This window comes from Sulfitobacter sp. JL08, assembly GCF_003352045.1.
Lineage (GTDB): Bacteria > Pseudomonadota > Alphaproteobacteria > Rhodobacterales > Rhodobacteraceae > JL08.
This window is the reverse complement of record NZ_CP025815.1, coordinates 867,989-885,426: the sequence shown is the minus strand read 5'-3', so window position 1 is coordinate 885,426 and position 17,438 is coordinate 867,989. Positions and strand designations below refer to the sequence as shown.

Here is a 17,438-nt window from a genome sequence, read left to right as displayed (position 1 = left end):
GCAAGCTCCGCAGGGCGGGGAAAACCCCGCCCTGTCATCAGGATCAATCGTGCAGACCAAGCTCATTGGCTGTGCGCCAGATCCGCCAGTGGTCATGCGGCATGTTCGTGTGCCGGTTGCCAAACGGGCGGAACGCATCCTGCACCGCGTTTGAAAAACAGGGCACGCCGCCCACATGCGGGCTTTCGCCCACGCCCTTGGCCCCAATCGGGTGATGCGGACTGGGTGTGACGGTAAAGTCGGTTTCGTAATTGGGCACTTCCCACGCCGTCGGCAGGAAGAAATCCATCAACGTACCCGTCTTGACGTTGCCCATGTCATCATAGGCAATCTCTTGTCCCAGTGCGACAGCAAGCGCTTCGGTCAGACCGCCATGTACCTGCCCTTCGATGATCATCGGGTTGATCCGTGTGCCGCAATCATCCAGCGCGTAAAAGCGGCGGATTTCCGGCACACCGGTGTCCACGTCAATGTCCATGACACAGACATAGGCGCCGAACGGATAGGTCATGTTGGGCGGGTCATAATAGCTAACAGCCTCAAGCCCCGGCTCGAGCCCTGGAATGGCCTGATTGTAGGCGGCAAAGGCGATTTCCTTCATCGTCTTGAACTTTTCAGGCGCGCCTTTGACGACAAACCGATCGACATCGAATTCCACGTCATTGTCGTGAACCTCGAGCAGGTAGGCCGCGATCATCTGCGCCTTGGCGCGAATTTTGCGTCCCGCCATGGCTGTCGCAGCCCCCGCAACCGGTGTGGAACGCGATCCGTATGTGCCAAGGCCATAGGGGGCCGTGTCAGTATCGCCTTCCTCAATGGTGATGCTGTCCGCCGGCAAGCCGATCTCGGATGCAAGAATTTGCGCAAACGTCGTTGCGTGCCCCTGCCCCTGAGAGATGGTGCCAAGCCGTGCAATCGCCGACCCTGTCGGGTGGATGCGGATTTCACAGCTGTCAAACATGCCAAGCCCGAGGATATCGCAATTCTTCACTGGCCCGGCGCCCACGATCTCGGTGAAGAACGACAGACCAATCCCCATCAGCTTGCGCGTCTTGCCCGCCTTGAAATCCTCGACCCGCTGCGCCTGTTCGGCCCGCAGCCCGTCATAATCCACGGCTTTCAGCGCCTTGTCCCAGGCCGTGTGATAGTCGCCGCTGTCATATTCCCAGCCAAGCGCCGCTTTATACGGAAACTGTTCCTTCTTGATAAAGTTGATCCGCCGCAACTCTGCCGCGTCCATATTCAACTCGATCGCAAGCACTTCGATCATGCGCTCGATAAAGTACACAGCCTCGGTCACCCGGAACGAACAACGATAGCTGACCCCGCCCGGCGCCTTGTTGGTGTAGACGCCATCGACTTCAAGATAGGCTGTCGGGATGTCATATGATCCCGTGCAGATATTCATGAAGCCCGCCGGAAACTTGGTCGGGTCGGCACAGGCATCAAAACCGCCGTGGTCCGCCGTTACATGGCATTGCAGGCCGGTAATCTTGCCTTCCTTGGTGGCCGAGATTTTGCCGGTCATATGATAATCACGCGCAAAGGCCGTGGTCATCAGGTTGTCCATCCGGTCTTCAATCCACTTCACGGGCTTGCCGGTCACGATGGACGCAACAACAGAACACACATAGCCCGGATAAGCGCCGACCTTGTTGCCAAAACCGCCGCCGATATCGGGCGAGATTACGCGAATGTTATGTTCCTCAATGCCAGAAATCAGCGAAACCACCGTCCGGATCGCATGCGGGGCCTGAAACGTGCCCCAAAGCGTTAGTTTGCCATTCACCTTGTCCATGGACGCAACGCAGCCGCAGGTTTCCAGCGGACAGGGGTGGGTGCGGTGGTAATACATGCTTTCGCTTGCGACAACCTCGGCATTGGCGATCACCTCTTCGGTCGGACCTTTGTCGCCTGCATCCCATGTGAAAATATGGTTGGGGTGCTTGCGCGGCCCGTGTGCACCATCCGGGATGGACCCATCTTCGCCAACCAGATCCTCACGCAGCACCACATCCGATTGCAGCGCTTCGAACGGGTTCACGATGACAGGCAGTTCTTCGTACTCGACCTCGACAGCCTCAATGCCATCGGCGGCGGCATAGCGGTCTTCGGCAACCACAAAGGCCACTTCCTGACCCTGAAACAGCACCTTGCCATCGGCCAGTACCATTTGTTTGTCACCGGCCAGCGTTGGCATCCAATGCAGCCCCAGCGGTTCAAGATCGGCGGCCGTCAGAACGGCCAGCACGCCGGGCACTTCCAGCGCAGCGGCGGTGTCGATATTCTTAATCCGCGCATGCGCATAGGGAGAGCGGACAAAGTCGCCAAACAGCATGCCGTCCAGTTTGATATCGTCGACATAGTTCCCCTTGCCCTGGGTAAAGCGGGCATCTTCAACACGCTTGCGCGAACAGCCCAGGCCCTTGAGATTATCGACGCGTTCGTCGCGGGTGATTTCGTCCTTCATTCTGCGGCCTCCTTGGCTGCATTCATTTCAGCCGCAGCGGCCTGAATGGATTTCACAATGTTCTGATATCCCGTGCAGCGACAAATATTGCCGGCCATGCCAAAGCGGATTTCCTCTTCGGTCGGGTTGGGGATTTCCTCCAACAGCTTGGTCGCGCGGGTGATCATACCGGGCGTGCAATAGCCGCACTGCAAGCCATGGTGCTCCTTGAACGCCTCTTGCAGCGGATGCAGGTTATCAGGCCCGCCGATCCCTTCAATTGTTGTCACCTTGGCGCCATCGGCCTGTGCCACGAACATGGTGCAGGATTTCACAGATTTGCCGTTGATCGTGACGGTGCAGGCCCCGCAATGAGACGTTTCGCATCCGATGTGCGGCCCGGTGATGTTCAGCCGCTCGCGCAGCGTATAGATCAGCAATTCGCGGGGTTCCGCGAGAAATTCCTCGTCCTTGCCGTTCACGTTCAGTTTGATGTGCATTTTCTTTGACATTGTGTGTTCCTCCTACGCCCGCGACCAGGCGCGCTCGATGGCGCGGCGCAGGATGACGCCAGCCACATGGTTTTTGAATGCAACGGGGCCGCGGTTGTCCTCGGTCGGGTCGATATCGCCCAGCATCGCAGCAACGGCAGCGTCCAGCGCGGCCTTGTCAACCGACGTCCCGACAAGTGCGTTACCGGCGTCGACGGAAAAAATCGGCGTGTCGCTAAGGTTTGTCATCGCGATCGCGGCACTCGTGCAACTGTCGCCATCCTTGACGATCTGCACGGCGGCGGCGGCAGTGGCATAATCGCCAATCTTGCGTTTTTGTTTCTCGTACGCGTAACCGCCCTTGGGTACGGGAATGGTGACAGCGGTCAGCACCTCTTCGTCCTCACGTGCGGTCATATAGGCGGCTTCATAAAATGCCCGCGCGGGAATATCACGTTCGCCATCTGGCCCGATCACGGTGAACACCGCGTCAAGGCATTGCATCAGCCCCGGCATATCGTTGCCCGGATCGCCATTCGCGACGTTGCCACCAACAGTGCCCATGTAGCGGACCTGGGGGTCAGCGATCTGCAGGGCTGCTTCGCGCAGGATCGGTGCCACATCTGCCAGACCGGCATGGTCGATGATTTCGGCCTGCGTGACCATTGCACCGATACGAATGGTGCCATCGCCAATTTCGATGTCGGACATGCCGCCAACGTCCTGCAGATCAATCAGATGCGGTACATCGGCCATGCGCAGTTTCATCATCGGGATCAGGCTGTGCCCGCCCGCCATGACACGCGCATCATCGCCGTGCTCTTCCAGAACAGCCAGCACACCGGCCATGTCCTTCGGACGATAATATTCGAATGAGACTGGAATCATAAGTGCTCCTCCCAAAGCAGAACTTCCTTTGGGAAAGCGTGCATGCCCGGGCCAGTCACGGCACTAGAAAATCAATGAAACACCGATAATTTGCACGAAATGCGGCCCCTCACGCACCAATTGCGCCGCCATGCGACGCAAGCACATCCTGAACCATCTTCAGTTTCGATCGGCTCACCGGGGCGGGCGGCAGATCACCTCGGTCAAACAAACACCGCCCCTTGTCTTTGGTCCGTTCAAATCGCGAGACACGGGCAGGATTGACCATGTAGCTGCGATGGGTTTGCAAGAATCCAAGAGGCAAAAGGCGTTTGAAAGCCACGGTGATCGGCCAGACACAGAACAACCGTTCGTTTTCGGTATAGATCTGTGTGTAATGCCCATCGGCCCGCACAAACATCACGTCCTTTGCCCTGACAAAGATCTTGTGGCCATCCGCTTCGCAGGGGATTTGCAATTCCGCATTCAATTGCGGTGCTGGTTGGGGTTCCGGGCGCTTGGCTTCTGATCCGGGCGCGACCAGATATGTCACGCTTACCCAAAGACACGCCCCGAAGATCACAAAACTGAAAAAGATCACCCCAAGCGCAAGGGTTTCGTTGCTCATGGCGGGGCCGAATTCCGCGACATTGGGTTCCTGCACGAAATTGGTCTGTGAAATCGCCAGAAAGTGTACCGAGCATACCGCAGCCGCGAAACAAATCGTGCCAAGCACAATGTTTCGTTTCGTCCGTTTTCCGTAAGCAATCCAAAAGGCAAGAACGCACAGCCCGATGGCCACAACCGAAGAAAAGACGACGCCAGACGTCGTGTAGACGGCACGGCACAGTTCCAGACCGGCCATGCCAATATAGTGCATGACAAGAATGCCGATCCCGACAATGGCGCCCGCAAGCGAAATGATAAGCGGTGTGCGCTGAGCAAAGTGCAAAAGGATCAGGGCCGCCCCGACGAGAAGTATGGCTGACAGAGCCGACACCAGCGTAATGGCCGCATCATAATAGAACAGAATTGGAAGTTTCAGACCCAACATGGCCACAAAATGCATAGCCCAGATGCCGCCGCCCAACGCAATGGCGGCAAGTGCTATTGCAGCTTTTTTCTGAAACATCGGTTTTTCCGACAAATCGCGGGTCAGCGAAAGACCGGTGAACCCCGCAACCAATGCAACGACGCAGGACATCGCGATCAGGAAACTGCTATGATTGACGGTCAGGAATTCCATGCCTCAGAGGATGACCAAGACTCGGGCAATTTGTAAACAGTGCTGTTCGAACGGCTCAGGATTTCGCCAGTGTTCGCAGCCAGGGCCTGCCTTGTTTCAGAACGGTCCGAAACTTTTGGGGTGAGATGCCACAGCGCGGAAACTTGAACCCAATAAGCCGTCAGAAAAATCGAACAAGTCTTCGTTTTTTACCAACGGCCATTGTGAAAACGGGTCGCAACCAGATGATGTGCGCTGCGACCCGCGAGTTTGCTTGCGACTACCTGATTTCGACCACAACCTGCCCTATGGTTCCGGTAAAGGGGAACGGGGCCTCGTACTCGTGGGTGACAGGCTGGCCGCTGTCCTCTCCGATCCCGAAGGTGTCGATGCCAAAGCGGGCAGGCACGGTGGCGTCCAGGCTGCCTGTCGCGATCTCTTGTCCGTTGACGACAAGCGTCAGGTCAGCGCCCGCACCCAAAGCACCGTCTTCGCCCAGATAATCGAACTTCACGGTGATCTTGTTGTCGCCTTCAGGCAGGGGTTCGGTTCCGCGCAAGACAGTGTGCTCTTCAAAGTAATTGTAATCGAAGACCAGGACACCTGCATCAAGGTACAGCACAAGCCCCGCCGCGACACCGCCAAAGCCGACAACCACGCCTTCGGTCCCGCTGCCTTGCGTCGTGATATCGGCCGTCATCGTCCAGGAGTTGTTCTTCATCGGCGGCGCAGCCGGTTCGGCGATGCGGATCGCGCCTGTGTAGTAGGTGTAGGTCGTCGCACCTTCTGCTGCACCCGGCACCGGCGGCTTGGCCATGCCAAGACGGGCCTGACCGCGGTCATCAAGCGGCAGGACATCAAACCGCTCTGCGGCCTTGACGAACATTTCCTTCAACTCGGCCAGTTTCTCGGGGTTCTCGTCGGCAAGGTTGTTCGCTTCCGAGAAGTCTTCCTCGAGATTGTAAAGCTCCCAGACGTCCTGTTCCCAGTTGCCGGGGGCAAAGTCCTGGCGCCAGGGAAAGGTGTGCTGTGCGTTGGCTTTCCAGCCGTCCGCATACATGGACCTGTTCGAGAACACCTCGAAATATTGTTCCGAGCGTCCTTTGAAGTCTGGATTTTCAAAGGCTTCAAGGAAGGATGCGCCCTCAAGTGGCTTCTGCTTCACACCGTTGACGGTCTCGGGCATTGGCAAACCCGCAGCCTCAAGGATGGTCGGCACCACATCGATAAGATGCAGGAAGGCATCGCGCGGTTCAGGGTCGTGTTCGATCCGCGCGGGCCATGTGATGACCATCGGGTTGCGCGTACCGCCCAGATGCGAGGCGACCTGCTTGACCCACTGGAACGGCGTGTTGCCAGCCCAGGCCCAGCCAACTGGATAGTGCGGTTCGGATTCCGGGCCGCCCAGCTTGTCAAGATTCTCCAGCACTTCGCCAAGCTCTGTCGGAACCCCGTTCAGCGCCTTGATCTCGTTCAGCGTCCCGTCAAGACCGCCCTCGGAGGACGCCCCGTTGTCGCCGACGATGTAGATGACCATCGTGTTTTCGGCGTCGGGCAGCGTTTCCACGGCATCAAGCAACCGGCCGATCTCGTGGTCGGTAAAGGCAAAATAGGCGGCAAAGTTTTCAAAGAGGGCCGTGTAGACCTGTTTTTGTTCATCGCTCAGTTCGTCCCATGGCTCTACCCAGTCCGGACGGGGTGTCAGAACGGTGTCTGCGGGGATCACCCCCATCTGTTTCTGGCGCTCAAAGACCTGCTCTCGGTAGGCATCCCAGCCCATGTCGAAAGCCCCGTCAAACTGCGCGCGCCATTCGAGGGTGACGTGGTGCGGCGCATGCACGGCACCGGGCGCGAAATACATCAGGAACGGCTTGTCCGGTGCGACCGATTTTGAAAACTGCATCCGCGCGATGGCGCGGTCGGTCATGTCGGTCATGAAATGATAGCCCTCTTCGGGCGTGGTTTCAGGTTCTACCGGCACCGTGTTCTCGAAAATCACCGGATAGAACTGGTGCGTTTCGCCCGCGTTGAAACCATAGAAATAGTCAAAGCCCATGCCGGTGGGCCACCGGTCAAACGGGCCGGCAACCGTTGTCTCCCAGTCGGGTGTGTTGTGGTTTTTGCCATACCACCATGTGGTATAGCCGTTGCCTTTCAGGATCTCGCCGATGGTGGCGGTTTCACGCGGCAGCATGGTCGAATAGCTGGGAAAGCCCGTCGCCCATTCCATCAGGAAACCATTGCCGCTGGAATGGTGATTGCGCCCCGTCAGAAGCGCGGCCCGGGACGGTCCGCAGATCGCCGTGGTGTGAAAGCGGGTGAATTTCAGCCCCTCTTCGGCCAGCGCGTCAAGTTCAGGCGTCGGGATCAACCCGCCAAAGGTAGAGGTCTGACCAAAGCCGACGTCATCCAGCAGGATCACGATGATATTGGGCGCATCCTCCGGCGCTGCGACCGGTTCCTGCCAGTCGGGTTCGGATTGCTGGTATGTTTCACCGACCTTGCCCTCGAACGGGGCAAGCGGGATCGGCAGGGTGGAGCGGTCGGGCCATTGCTGGGCCTGTGCCTGCGCGCCAAGCGCCAGAATTGCAAGCGCGGATAATGACGTTCTGAAAGACATTGAAACCTCCTTGTTGATGAAACTTTGCTTTGACGGCTGGCCTTATTGCAATTGCTTGAAACAGCGCATTTTTGCCCGTGTGATTGAAATCAGCGCGATTGACCTATCCCTGCGGCGCAACGGCGGGCGGTTGCCATGTGCCACGGGTGATGCCCGGTTCGCCCCAATAGGCGCGGATATAAAGCGAAAAGACATCGGCGGGCGCCGGTATCCAGTTTGTTTCAAGCTCTGCGCCCGGCGATGTGTTGCCGACATAAAGTGTCAGCGAGCCATCGTCGTTATATTGAAGCGACGCGTTCTTGGTGCCCAGCGAATAGCGCCCGAGATCGTTGGGGTGGAAAAAATGTTCCTTGTCGTAAAGTGTCATCGACCAGAAACCCCGCACCGGCGGCAATTCCGCAAAGGTGACGGCCTAGGTTGTTGTACCATCCAGCGGTTCGCCATCAACATCGACGTCGGTATAGAAATACTGCGTCTCGTTGGGCCGGTTGTCGAACATATTGGAGCGCGACGTGCTTACGCGGTTGTAGTAATCCAGCCCCCACTCGGCATTGTTCAGCGACCGGTTCCAGTTGTTTCCCGCAGGTTTGCCGTTATAGCGCCACTGCAGAAAGTCTGGGATAGTCTCTGCATCGACCCTTGCGACCGTATTGATCATTGCCTGCTTGATTTCGGGGTCGTTCTCTGCGGCCTCAAGCAGGGCGTGGAACTGGGCATAAAGCCCTTCCTCGCCCGGCAATGCAGGCACGCGATCCAGCACATCGGGAAGTTGGTCAAAAAAGGTCTCCGGCATCACCCACTTGGTTTCGCCGCCGCTGGAATCGTCGCCGGGAAAGTCCGGTGCCTTTGTCCAATCCGTTGTCTGCATCTTGCCGGTATATTCCTGCAACGGATACACCATGACCTGATTGACAAGCGGCTGCACAGCAGCCCGGTCTTCATCGGTATCGTTCAGGAAAATCCGCGGGATCATCATCGTAAGGTTCGTGTCCCACCGGATCAGGCCCGCCATGCCTTCTGGTATCTCGCCCTCACAGTCGGGGCCCACCATCAGGTACATGCCCGGTTTGGTGTTATAGGGCGCACCCACCTGACCCACCTGCGTGGTTCGGTGGTTATAGATCGCGTAAACATAGAAACGGTCGCCAAAGTCCGGCACCTGAACGACAACCGGGGACTGGTCGAGGAATTGGAAACCAAGGCCATACACCACGTCCTGATTGGGACAGGCGACAGAGCGCTGGCCGGGATCGATGTAATCAGTCAGCATGCCAATCCGATTGGGCGACGAAACCGGGAACACCCCGCCCAGCGTACCGGGTGCGGGCGCCGAACCTAGGCTCATCGAGCGGTTGATCATGTTGACCATGGGATAGCCCCAGAAGTAGGCAAGTTCGGCAATGGTCTCGACATAGTCGGGATGAAAGCTGGTTTTGCCCGAGGGCAAGCCGGTTTCAGTGGTCTGCGCCCAAAGGCCCGAAGGCAGTGCGGCGGCGGATATCAGTGCTGTTGTGGAAGAGGTGAGGAAAAAACGCCGTTTCATTGAGGAAACTCCAGTGTCAGTTGTTTTTCGTCGTCTGCGCAGGTCATGACCGGCGCAGGCAGAGATTTGTCTGAATGTCGAAACTGCTACTCGACCTTGACCAGATCATCGGGCTTCCAGCTCTGGTCGTAGAACTCAATCTCGGCGCCATAGAGCCTAAGGATGGCCATGAAGTTGCGGCCCGGGATGGTCTGGATAAAGTTGGTATCCGCGACATCTTCCGGCTGCTCTGGCGCGAACCAGATGTCGATGGAGCCATCTTCGTTCTTGGCCACATCATAGTAGCTGTTCGTCGAGGGCAGCAGTTGTTCCGTTTCGGGCATGGTTCCGTCTGTCAGATTGTACGCAGTCACCGCCCAGAACAGCGCCGCCGGTGGGTTGGCAGGCAGGTGCATCCGGTAGGTGTTGGAACCGTCAAGGAAATTTCCGTCCGCATCCCGCAGCGTATAGGGGTATTTCGACCCGGCGCCGATGGAGCGCTGGACCATCGCGGGGGCCGAAGAATAGGCATACTGGAAAAAGCCGGCGCGCTGATCGATGTCCAGGTATGTTTCCTGCATCCACTCCGCAGTCGCGGCAGCCCAGGCGCGTTCATACTGCCGGTCGTCATAGTAAAGATTGCGCCCATCCGCACGGCCAAGCTGCTTGCTCGCCAGGATCATCTTCGGCGCTGTTTCGACCGCTTTCAATAGCAACTCCTGCTGCCGTTCACTGGGCTCGAAGGGCTGACCCTTGACGATGCCGATGGACGCGAGCACGCCGCGCAACTCGGGATCAATCGCAGTCAGCGGTTCGTAATCGACGAAGTCCTTCAGCTTGGTCCAGAAGGCGTTGTCGATCGGATACATCATGTTCACGCGCTGGTTGCTCGCGTTGGGAAACTCCATCGCGGGGATATCTTTTTCCTGTGCCCACAGCGGATAGATCCGCGTCTGTTCGGCCTGCTCCACCGCCGGTGCCGGGTCCGGCACTCCGTCGCCCTGCCCCATGATCGTACGGAAGAACAGGAACACATTGTAGGTGGAGGATTCGAAGGTGAAGTACCCGTTGGGAACGCCAGCGAGCCGGTAACGGGCGAATTGGTCATCTGGACCGGTTCGAGGCCGGAACCAAAAACGGCATCTTGCAGATCTTCAATGCGCGTCAGCGGCACGCGCGACCATATGCCCTTTGGCGCTGGTCGATTTGTGTTTTTGTCCAATATGTTAAGGAATCTCTGAAGAACTCCCCCATTTTGGCGTGATTTGGTATGGTTTCTGCGGATGAGAGAGGAGCCCGCCGATGCCCAAACAGCCTGCCATTCCCGGCCTTGGTGATGCGGTGAAGAAGAAGGTGACGCGCCGCGAGAAGTTCCTGTCGGAGATGGATGCGGTGGTGCCTTGGGGTCGTCTGTTGGCGCTGATCGAGCCGCACTATCCGAAGGTTGGGTCAAAGGGTGGTCGGCCACCGATGCCACTGGAGACGATGCTGCGAGTGTATTTCCTTCAGAGCTGGTACGCGCTGAGCGATCCGATGGCCGAAGAGAGCCTGTATGACAGCGAGGCCATGCGCCGGTTTGCCGGTATCGAGCTTGGCGATGACCGCATCCCCGACGAAACAACGATCCTGAACTTCCGGCACCTGCTGGAGAAGCATCAGCTGACCGAGAAGCTGTTTGCCGAGGTGAATGCCTATCTTGCCGACAAGGGCGTCACGCTGCGCTCTGGCACGTTGGTGGATGCGACGATCATCGATGCGCCGTCCTCGACCAAGAATGAAGCCAAGGCCCGCGATCCCGAGATGTCATCCACCAAGAAGGGTAATGACTGGTACTTCGGCATGAAGGCCCATGTTGGCGTCGATGCAGACAGCGGCATCGTCCACAGCCTGGAGACCACCACTGCCAAGACCCACGATAGCCAGGTCTGGGACGAACTGCTGCACGGCAACGAAACATCCGTCTGGGCGGACAAGGGCTACGTGCATTCCGAACGAGAGGCGGCCTTCACCAAGGATGCAGGCCGGTTCTGGGGCGTGATGCGCAAGGCACCCAAAGGTGGCGAACTGGATCCGCTCGACGTGCAGATCAACCGGATCATCGCAAAGGTCCGGGCCAAGGTTGAGCACCCGTTCCGGATCCTGAAGCGCCAGTTCGGCCACGTGAAGACGCGCTACCGTGGGCTGGCCAAGAACCGGGCGCATCTGTTCACGCTCTTCGCCCTCGGCAACCTGTTCATGACCCGGAGAAAGCTGGCAGCATGAGGCAGAGTCTGCCCAAAAACGCCGAAACCGCCACTCAGGCGGCCGAAACAGCGGGAAAATCGCTGGAAATGGGACGTCTGACGCCCCAAACTACCTTCAAGCCGGCACGGCGGCGAAGCCGAAGGCGTTGATCAGACGTTCCTTAACAGGTCGCAATCGCGCTTTGCTCCTTCTAATGCGCATTTTTCTGCACAGAAAACCGGGCAGAACAGCTCAGATATGAAGGATAAAGACATCAGCCCCATGAAAGGTTCCGATCTGCGAGAAAAATCTTTTGCCACCCTCGCCTGATACGACGCACCCTGCCCCGCCCGGCGGGCGCAACTCAGCCGGGGTCAGCAGTTCAAAACTGTGGTTACGATCACCGGGGGTTGTTCAAGCTTTGCTGGTCCCAATTGCACAGATGCACAGGCTGCCCCACCGCCGGCGCTGGGATGTCAGTAATATCTGGCTGGCGAAACCATGTGCCACCAGAATGGCAGCACATCGCGTCAGTCCAGTTCGGTCCAGGGCCAGGGCTTAACCTGACTTGCCGCCGTTTGATATCGTGCCGCTTTTGCAATCCAGATGCCAAGGTCGGTCCCGAACTCTGCAAGCCGCGCATTCGGTTCCCTGTTGCTGACCAGCATGATGACAAACTGAACAATTGTCGCGAGGCCCAGAACCGTTTGCGCGAACGAGATCATCACGGCGATCAGCAACATGTAGATAAGCCGCATCAGCATGCTGTCAGGCGTCTGCGGTTCAATCTGTTCTCCGTGAAGGCGACCTTCGATTTTTGCGTCTTCTTTGTTCACTGTTTCATCCCCTTTCGTCCGGATGCACCCACAAGATGCAGAAATCCTCACATCTGATGCGCATAAAGACCGTAACACCATTCAACAAACACGTCAGTATCTGTTGACTCTGTCACGCGGCGGTCAAAGGCTGCCGGACGGACAGCCAGCACGTTATTCAATACTTTTTGAGGATCACCATGAAGTCACGACAAATTCGCCAGGACGGGAAAAAGGTATCAGAAGTCGGTTTGGGATGCTGGAGCTTTGGTGGCTCTTACGGCCCGACCACGCAAGCCGAAGCGCACAATACCCTTTCGGCGGCGCTGGACCTTGGGGTTGATTTTCTGGACACGGCAAACGTTTACGGGATGGGCGTTTCCGAAACGATCATCGGTTCGTTCCTGAAGGGCGACAGCGGTTGTTTCACCATCGCGACCAAGGCCGGGATCCGGCGCGATCCTGAGACGGGCAAACGCGGGTTCGACAATACTGCGGATTACCTGCGCACCGAGCTTGAACTGTCATTATCGCGGCTGGGGCTGGAGCGTGTCGATCTTTTCTACATTCACCGTCGCGACCAGAACGTGCAGATCGAAGACCTGATGCAAACGCTTCTGCGGTTCAAGGCAGAAGGCAAGATCGGCGGGATCGGTTTTTCCGAGATTTCACCAGCGACCCTGCAAAGGGCTGTTGCTGTCGGTCCTGTGGATGCCGTGCAAAGCGAATATTCCCTTTGGACGCGTCAGCCCGACCTCGGGATGATAAGGGCATGCAAGGAACTTGGCGTTGCATTTGTCCCGTTCTCGCCGCTGGGGCGGGGCATGTTTGCGCCAGTTCCGCCTGACCCGGCGACCTTTGAAAAGGGTCATTTCAGAACCGGAACACCACGTTTCACCGAACCCAATTTCAGCTACAACGTCAAAAAAATCGAAGGGTTCAAGGCACTGGCCCGCGATCTTGATACAAGCCCGATCGCGCTGGCAATCGCGTGGTGTCTGGCTCGCGGTGATCACCTTGTTCCCATTCCGGGAACGCGCAGCGCAGATCACCTGAAAGACTGTGTCGCGGGCAGTTCATTCCCGATGACAGAAGATATCATGACCATGATCGAGCAGGTTCTTCCGGCCGGATGGGCGCATGGCGACCGGTATTCGCCTGATCAATGGCACGGCGTCGAAGGGTATTGCTAACGGCTCAACCGATGGTCGGCTGTCGTTCCGGGCATCGCTGTCACCCGAACAGCAAATGGGCGCCTATTCATCCCCAGTGTTGGGATATCCGGCTTTGGTCACAGGTGGCCAGTGCGGGTGATGATCATCAATGATGTAGGGATGCGCGTGCGATCGGCCATGCCGCACATGCGGATGATCGTCCGCCAGATTTTCGTGGGTGTGCTGCAGAACCTCAGCTTCGCGCTTTGGCCAGAACACCAACGCCCCGGCCAGACCGATCGCCGCCAGAACGGCAAGCGTGACAAAGGCGGTGGCGGCCCCGGCAACGGTCATCAGCCAACCGGCCAGCGGATAGGTCACGAGCCAGCAGGCATGCGACAACGCGAACTGGGCAGCATAGACTGCGGGCCTGTCCTCGGGATGGGCCGAGCGTTTAAGCAGTCGTCCCGACGGCGTGAGGATGGTTGAATACCCCACCCCGATCACCAACCATCCCGCCAACAGCACAGTCCAGCCAACGCCATTGATCACCGTCATCAAGGCCAGACCCAGCAGGATGACAACCAGCACGGCGGCACCGCCGATCATCACCGGCCGGTCCGGTCGATGATCCAGCAGCCTTGGCAACACAAGGGCGGCAAGCATGGAGCCACTGCCAAATGCGGCAAGTGCAATGGCAACCCGAGTGTCGTCAAAACCCAGATCAGAGCATACCAGCACAACGGTATTGACCAGCACCATCGCGCCCGCCGCCGCTGCGGCAAGGTTCAGCGACAGCAAACCGCGCAGCCGCGGCGTGGCCAGATAGATGCGCATGCCCCGCGTTGTGCGGTCATAAATGCCGCGCCGCGTTGTTTCCTGCGGGCTCGGCAGAAGCACCGAAACCACCAGCAGGGCCGAACCGACAAACCCGATCACCGTTCCGAAAAACAACGCCTGATAGCTGACAAAAACCAGCACGATCGCCGCCAGCGTCGGACTGATGATGTTTTCAAGATCATAGGCAAGTCGCGACAGGGACAAGGCGCGGGTATAGCGGTCTTCTTGCAGCAGGATATCAGGGATCGTCGCCTGAAATGTGGGCGTGAAGGCGGCAGAGGCGGATTGCAGCACAAATATCAGCACATAGACCTGCCACACCTGCGTAACAAACGGCAGGCAAAGCGCGACAACTGCGCGAACCAGATCAAGGCTGACAAGCATGGAGCGGCGCGGCCAGCGGTTTGCAAAAGCCCCGGCGACGGGCGCGATACCAACATAAGCGACCATCTTGATTGTAAAGACCGTCCCCAGAACCAGACCGGCCCGGTCGCCCGAAAGATCATAGGCCAAGAGCCCAAGTGCGACAGTGGCAAGCCCGGTACCCAGCAGCGCGACGATCTGCGCCAGAAACAGGTGGCGGTAGGTACGGTCGGCAAGAACAGATAGCATATCAGACCTTTGGGGTGGTTCGCGTTGGCCCCGGCATCTGCCAGTACAGGCAAACGGAGTGGTACCTGTGATGTCTACAGTAACACAACGGTCAAATCAGGCCTGAAAGCACGTCCGTCCGGTTCAAATGGTTGCTGTTCAGATCTTACAAAGGCGCAGCAGCGTACCCGCGATACGCATTTACATGCGCAGGGTGTTCGCAGTCTGTCTGCCGATTAGGCGCATTCTTTGGCTTATCTCAACGCAGGTTCGTTCGCGATGCTGTCGGACGCGACGATGGAAGCGGCAATTATGTTGCCCAATGTGCGTGCCACGCAAGCCCCCGAATGTGGCGCACGGGCCAAAACTGACGGACGCATCTGGCTGAAGGAATGCGGTGATCCCTGCATTTCGTGCGAAACGGCAAAGACCCGCAGGAAATCGGCGTAAGGATCGCTGCCGTCCTGGCGCGGGCGATAGTGCATGCGGCCTTCACGCGTTTCCGCCTGATAGATCGTTTCGCCTTCCTTGATCGTTTCCAGCACGGTTATGCCGTCAATCGTTTCGGGGTCGATGGCGGTGGGGTCATCCGACAGGATGACCAGATCGGCCAGCTTGCCAGCTGCAAGGGAGCCTTTGCGATCTTCTTCGAAATGCTGGTAGGCGGGCCAGATCGTCAGCGATTTCAAACCCGTCAGAACATCAACCCGCTGCGCCGGGCCAATAATATCGTTCGAGCGCGACCGGCGTGTCACGGTGGCATCCAGAATCCGCATTGAATCGGGAAACGCCACCGGCGCATCGTGATGGCTTGAAAACATCATACCGCGATCACGCACCCATCCGGTGGGCGAAATGTTATCGGCAGCCGCAGGACCAACCGTGCGGTCGCGGTGCCAGTCGCCCCAGTAAAAGGTGTGCATCGGAAACAACGACGGGAACACATCCAGACGGTTGTAGGCATCTACCTGATCCTCGCGCAGAAACTGGCCATGGATCAGAACCGGGCGGCGGTCGGCCTGCCCGTGCGTCTGGGTTGCAGTTTCGATCGCGCCAATCAGGATGTCTGACGCACCTTCGCCATTGGCATGGGTCAGAATTTGCACATCGTTGGCAAAGGCCCAGTCGATCGCGTCAAATACCTGATCGCCCGTTGCCGCGCTGTAGCCCTTGTAATCCGAGCGCAGCCCTTCGGGCGGTTTGAAATAGGGGCGGTCCCGCAAGGCGGTAAAGCCCTGAGGCGATCCGTCGATGGTCAGTTTGGCGCCCCCCACGCGGAACCTGTCCTTATAGTCGCGCGACTGGTTTTCCACAATGAAATCGCGGTTCACCAGCACGTCGGGATAGGTCACTACATCGATATCAAGACCTTCTTCGGTGGCAACGGCCTGCATTAGCCGCACAACGGCGGGGATAGATCGCCCCTCTTGCGCGGTGGTATAGCCAAAGCTTGCAATCAGTTCCGTTCCGGCGCGGAAAATCGCGCGGTTGGCATTTTCGTCAAGGCCGCCAAGCAGCCCGCCGATCACCATATTCGCTGCGTTTTCTTCCAGAACACCGCTGGGCTCCGTACTGCCATCGCGCCGCCGGATCACCCCGCCCGCAGGATCCGGCGTATCGGCTGTGATCCCCGCCAGTTCCAGCGCCTTGGAATTCGCAACCCCCAGATGGCCCGACTGATGCACCGCATAAACCGGGATTTCCGTCGAAACGGCATCCAGTTCGTCACGGGTCGGGTGCCGCTGTTCGGCTAGCTGGGCATCGTCATAGCCAAAGCCCAGGATCAGGCCCGCCGCCCCGACACGCTCGGGCTGGGCCTCGGCAAAGTCGCGCAGCACCTGCTGCAATGTGGGGATGTCGTTGACCGAACCATCAGGTGCCGGTAGCAGATTGGCCGACAACGCCTGAATACCGATCATGAAGACATGGCCATGGGCGTCGACAAATCCGGGGATCATCGTGCGACCAGCCAGATCGATCATTTGTGTCTCGGGCCCTTTGAACGCCATGATATCATCTGCGGTTCCGACGCCCAGAATAAGACCATCCTTTTCGGCCAGTGCCTCGGCGCGCATCGCGTCATCGACCATGGTCAGGATCGGACCACCCGTCCAGATACGGTCGGCCACCACGAGGCCGGTATCTTGCTGCGGGGCCGCACTGTGCTGCTGGCGGAAATACTCCCATGCATCGATCACGCGCCCGTCCGCAAGGGTGCAATAGCCACGGTCGCCATCCGCCTCGCGTTCGATGGCATAGGTTCCACCCTGCGCAACGCAATATGTCGCGGCGGGGTTTGCCAGTTGCGTGCTGCCGCCTGTCTGGTTCTGGGCGTGCTGCTGGCGGAAATACTCCCACGCATCAACCACGCTTCCGTCTGCAAGGGTGCAAAGCCCGCGCTGCCCATCGGTGCCCTCCTCGGTGGAATAGGTTCCGCCCTGTTCGATACAATAGACCGCCGCAGGGTTCGGCAATTGCGACGCAGCGGCCAGAGAGGCAATCATGCTGAAGGTGAAAACGGTGACAATGGCCATAAATCGAAGCATCAGAATAAATCCCCGGCGTCAGAAGAGTGAGAAAGTTGTTTCAAAATCTAACTACAAAAACCAAAACGGACAATCTGGGGTTTAACCGGCTGGGA

The 17,438-nt window shown here is 58.2% G+C and carries 13 protein-coding genes; 2 read left to right on the top strand and 11 right to left on the bottom strand.

The genetic code is table 11. From position 1 onward, the window contains the following. Positions 1-43 precede the first annotated feature (43 nt). From C1J05_RS04460 to C1J05_RS04430, 8 genes are all read right to left on the bottom strand, one after another. Positions 44-2,470: an aerobic carbon-monoxide dehydrogenase large subunit gene (locus tag C1J05_RS04460; RefSeq protein ID WP_114869203.1), complete on the bottom strand. Its 2,427-nt coding sequence runs from the start codon at positions 2,468-2,470 to the stop codon at positions 44-46. Next, positions 2,467-2,961: a (2Fe-2S)-binding protein gene (locus C1J05_RS04455; RefSeq protein ID WP_114869202.1), complete on the bottom strand. Its 495-nt coding sequence runs from the start codon at positions 2,959-2,961 to the stop codon at positions 2,467-2,469. Before C1J05_RS04455 ends, C1J05_RS04460 begins: the two co-directional genes overlap by 4 nt. A 12-nt stretch (positions 2,962-2,973) precedes the next feature. Next, positions 2,974-3,828 (bottom strand): FAD binding domain-containing protein, encoded by an 855-nt coding sequence (locus C1J05_RS04450; protein WP_114869201.1) that lies wholly within the window; start codon positions 3,826-3,828, stop codon positions 2,974-2,976. A gap of 109 nt (positions 3,829-3,937) precedes the next feature. Continuing rightward, entirely contained in the window at positions 3,938-5,053 is a 1,116-nt protein-coding gene (locus C1J05_RS04445) for an MHYT domain-containing protein (RefSeq protein ID WP_114869200.1), read from the bottom strand. Positions 5,054-5,312: 259 nt separating this feature from the next. Next, entirely contained in the window at positions 5,313-7,652 is a 2,340-nt protein-coding gene (locus C1J05_RS04440) for an arylsulfatase (protein WP_114869199.1), read from the bottom strand. A 103-nt stretch (positions 7,653-7,755) separates the two neighbouring features. Next, positions 7,756-8,046: a DUF1214 domain-containing protein gene (locus C1J05_RS21655; RefSeq protein WP_302622789.1), complete on the bottom strand. Its 291-nt coding sequence runs from the start codon at positions 8,044-8,046 to the stop codon at positions 7,756-7,758. A gap of 18 nt (positions 8,047-8,064) precedes the next feature. Next, entirely contained in the window at positions 8,065-9,195 is a 1,131-nt protein-coding gene (locus C1J05_RS04435) for a DUF1254 domain-containing protein (RefSeq protein ID WP_205389057.1), read from the bottom strand. Between the two features lie 86 nt (positions 9,196-9,281). Continuing rightward, entirely contained in the window at positions 9,282-10,166 is an 885-nt protein-coding gene (locus C1J05_RS04430) for a DUF1214 domain-containing protein (protein WP_205389055.1), read from the bottom strand. A 310-nt stretch (positions 10,167-10,476) separates the two neighbouring features. On the opposite strand from C1J05_RS04430, the gene C1J05_RS04425 reads away from it, so the two are divergent. Next, a complete protein-coding gene (locus C1J05_RS04425) occupies positions 10,477-11,436 on the top strand; it encodes an IS5 family transposase (RefSeq protein ID WP_114868636.1) in 960 nt (319 codons plus the stop codon). A 491-nt stretch (positions 11,437-11,927) separates the two neighbouring features. Here the strand turns inward: C1J05_RS04425 and C1J05_RS04420 are convergent, their stop codons facing one another. Beyond that, complete coding sequence (locus tag C1J05_RS04420; RefSeq protein ID WP_254684700.1) at positions 11,928-12,233, bottom strand: DUF4389 domain-containing protein; 306 nt, start codon at positions 12,231-12,233, stop codon at positions 11,928-11,930. Positions 12,234-12,412: 179 nt separating this feature from the next. On the opposite strand from C1J05_RS04420, the gene C1J05_RS04415 reads away from it, so the two are divergent. Next, complete coding sequence (locus C1J05_RS04415) at positions 12,413-13,405, top strand: aldo/keto reductase (RefSeq protein ID WP_114869197.1); 993 nt, start codon at positions 12,413-12,415, stop codon at positions 13,403-13,405. 63 nt (positions 13,406-13,468) lie between these two features. On the opposite strand, the gene C1J05_RS04410 is transcribed toward C1J05_RS04415, so the two are convergent. After that, complete coding sequence (locus C1J05_RS04410; protein WP_114869196.1) at positions 13,469-14,818, bottom strand: MFS transporter; 1,350 nt, start codon at positions 14,816-14,818, stop codon at positions 13,469-13,471. Positions 14,819-15,051: 233 nt separating this feature from the next. Further along, positions 15,052-17,343 carry an amidohydrolase family protein gene (locus C1J05_RS04405; protein WP_114869195.1) on the bottom strand — a complete coding sequence of 764 codons (2,292 nt, stop codon included), beginning with the start codon at positions 17,341-17,343 and terminating at the stop codon, positions 15,052-15,054. Positions 17,344-17,438 lie beyond the last annotated feature (95 nt).

Excerpts from the sequence above, each read along its gene's own strand:
- C1J05_RS04460 (WP_114869203.1), bottom strand. The coding sequence starts at position 2,470 with ATGAAGGACGAAATCACCCGCGACGAACGCGTCGATAATCTCAAGGGC.
- C1J05_RS04455 (WP_114869202.1), bottom strand. The coding sequence starts at position 2,961 with ATGTCAAAGAAAATGCACATCAAACTGAACGTGAACGGCAAGGACGAG.
- C1J05_RS04450 (WP_114869201.1), bottom strand. The coding sequence starts at position 3,828 with ATGATTCCAGTCTCATTCGAATATTATCGTCCGAAGGACATGGCCGGT.
- C1J05_RS04445 (WP_114869200.1), bottom strand. The coding sequence starts at position 5,053 with ATGGAATTCCTGACCGTCAATCATAGCAGTTTCCTGATCGCGATGTCC.
- C1J05_RS04440 (WP_114869199.1), bottom strand. The coding sequence starts at position 7,652 with ATGTCTTTCAGAACGTCATTATCCGCGCTTGCAATTCTGGCGCTTGGC.
- C1J05_RS04435 (WP_205389057.1), bottom strand. The coding sequence starts at position 9,195 with ATGAAACGGCGTTTTTTCCTCACCTCTTCCACAACAGCACTGATATCC.
- C1J05_RS04425 (WP_114868636.1), top strand. The coding sequence starts at position 10,477 with ATGCCCAAACAGCCTGCCATTCCCGGCCTTGGTGATGCGGTGAAGAAG.
- C1J05_RS04415 (WP_114869197.1), top strand. The coding sequence starts at position 12,413 with ATGAAGTCACGACAAATTCGCCAGGACGGGAAAAAGGTATCAGAAGTC.
- C1J05_RS04410 (WP_114869196.1), bottom strand. The coding sequence starts at position 14,818 with ATGCTATCTGTTCTTGCCGACCGTACCTACCGCCACCTGTTTCTGGCG.
- C1J05_RS04405 (WP_114869195.1), bottom strand. The coding sequence starts at position 17,343 with ATGCTTCGATTTATGGCCATTGTCACCGTTTTCACCTTCAGCATGATT.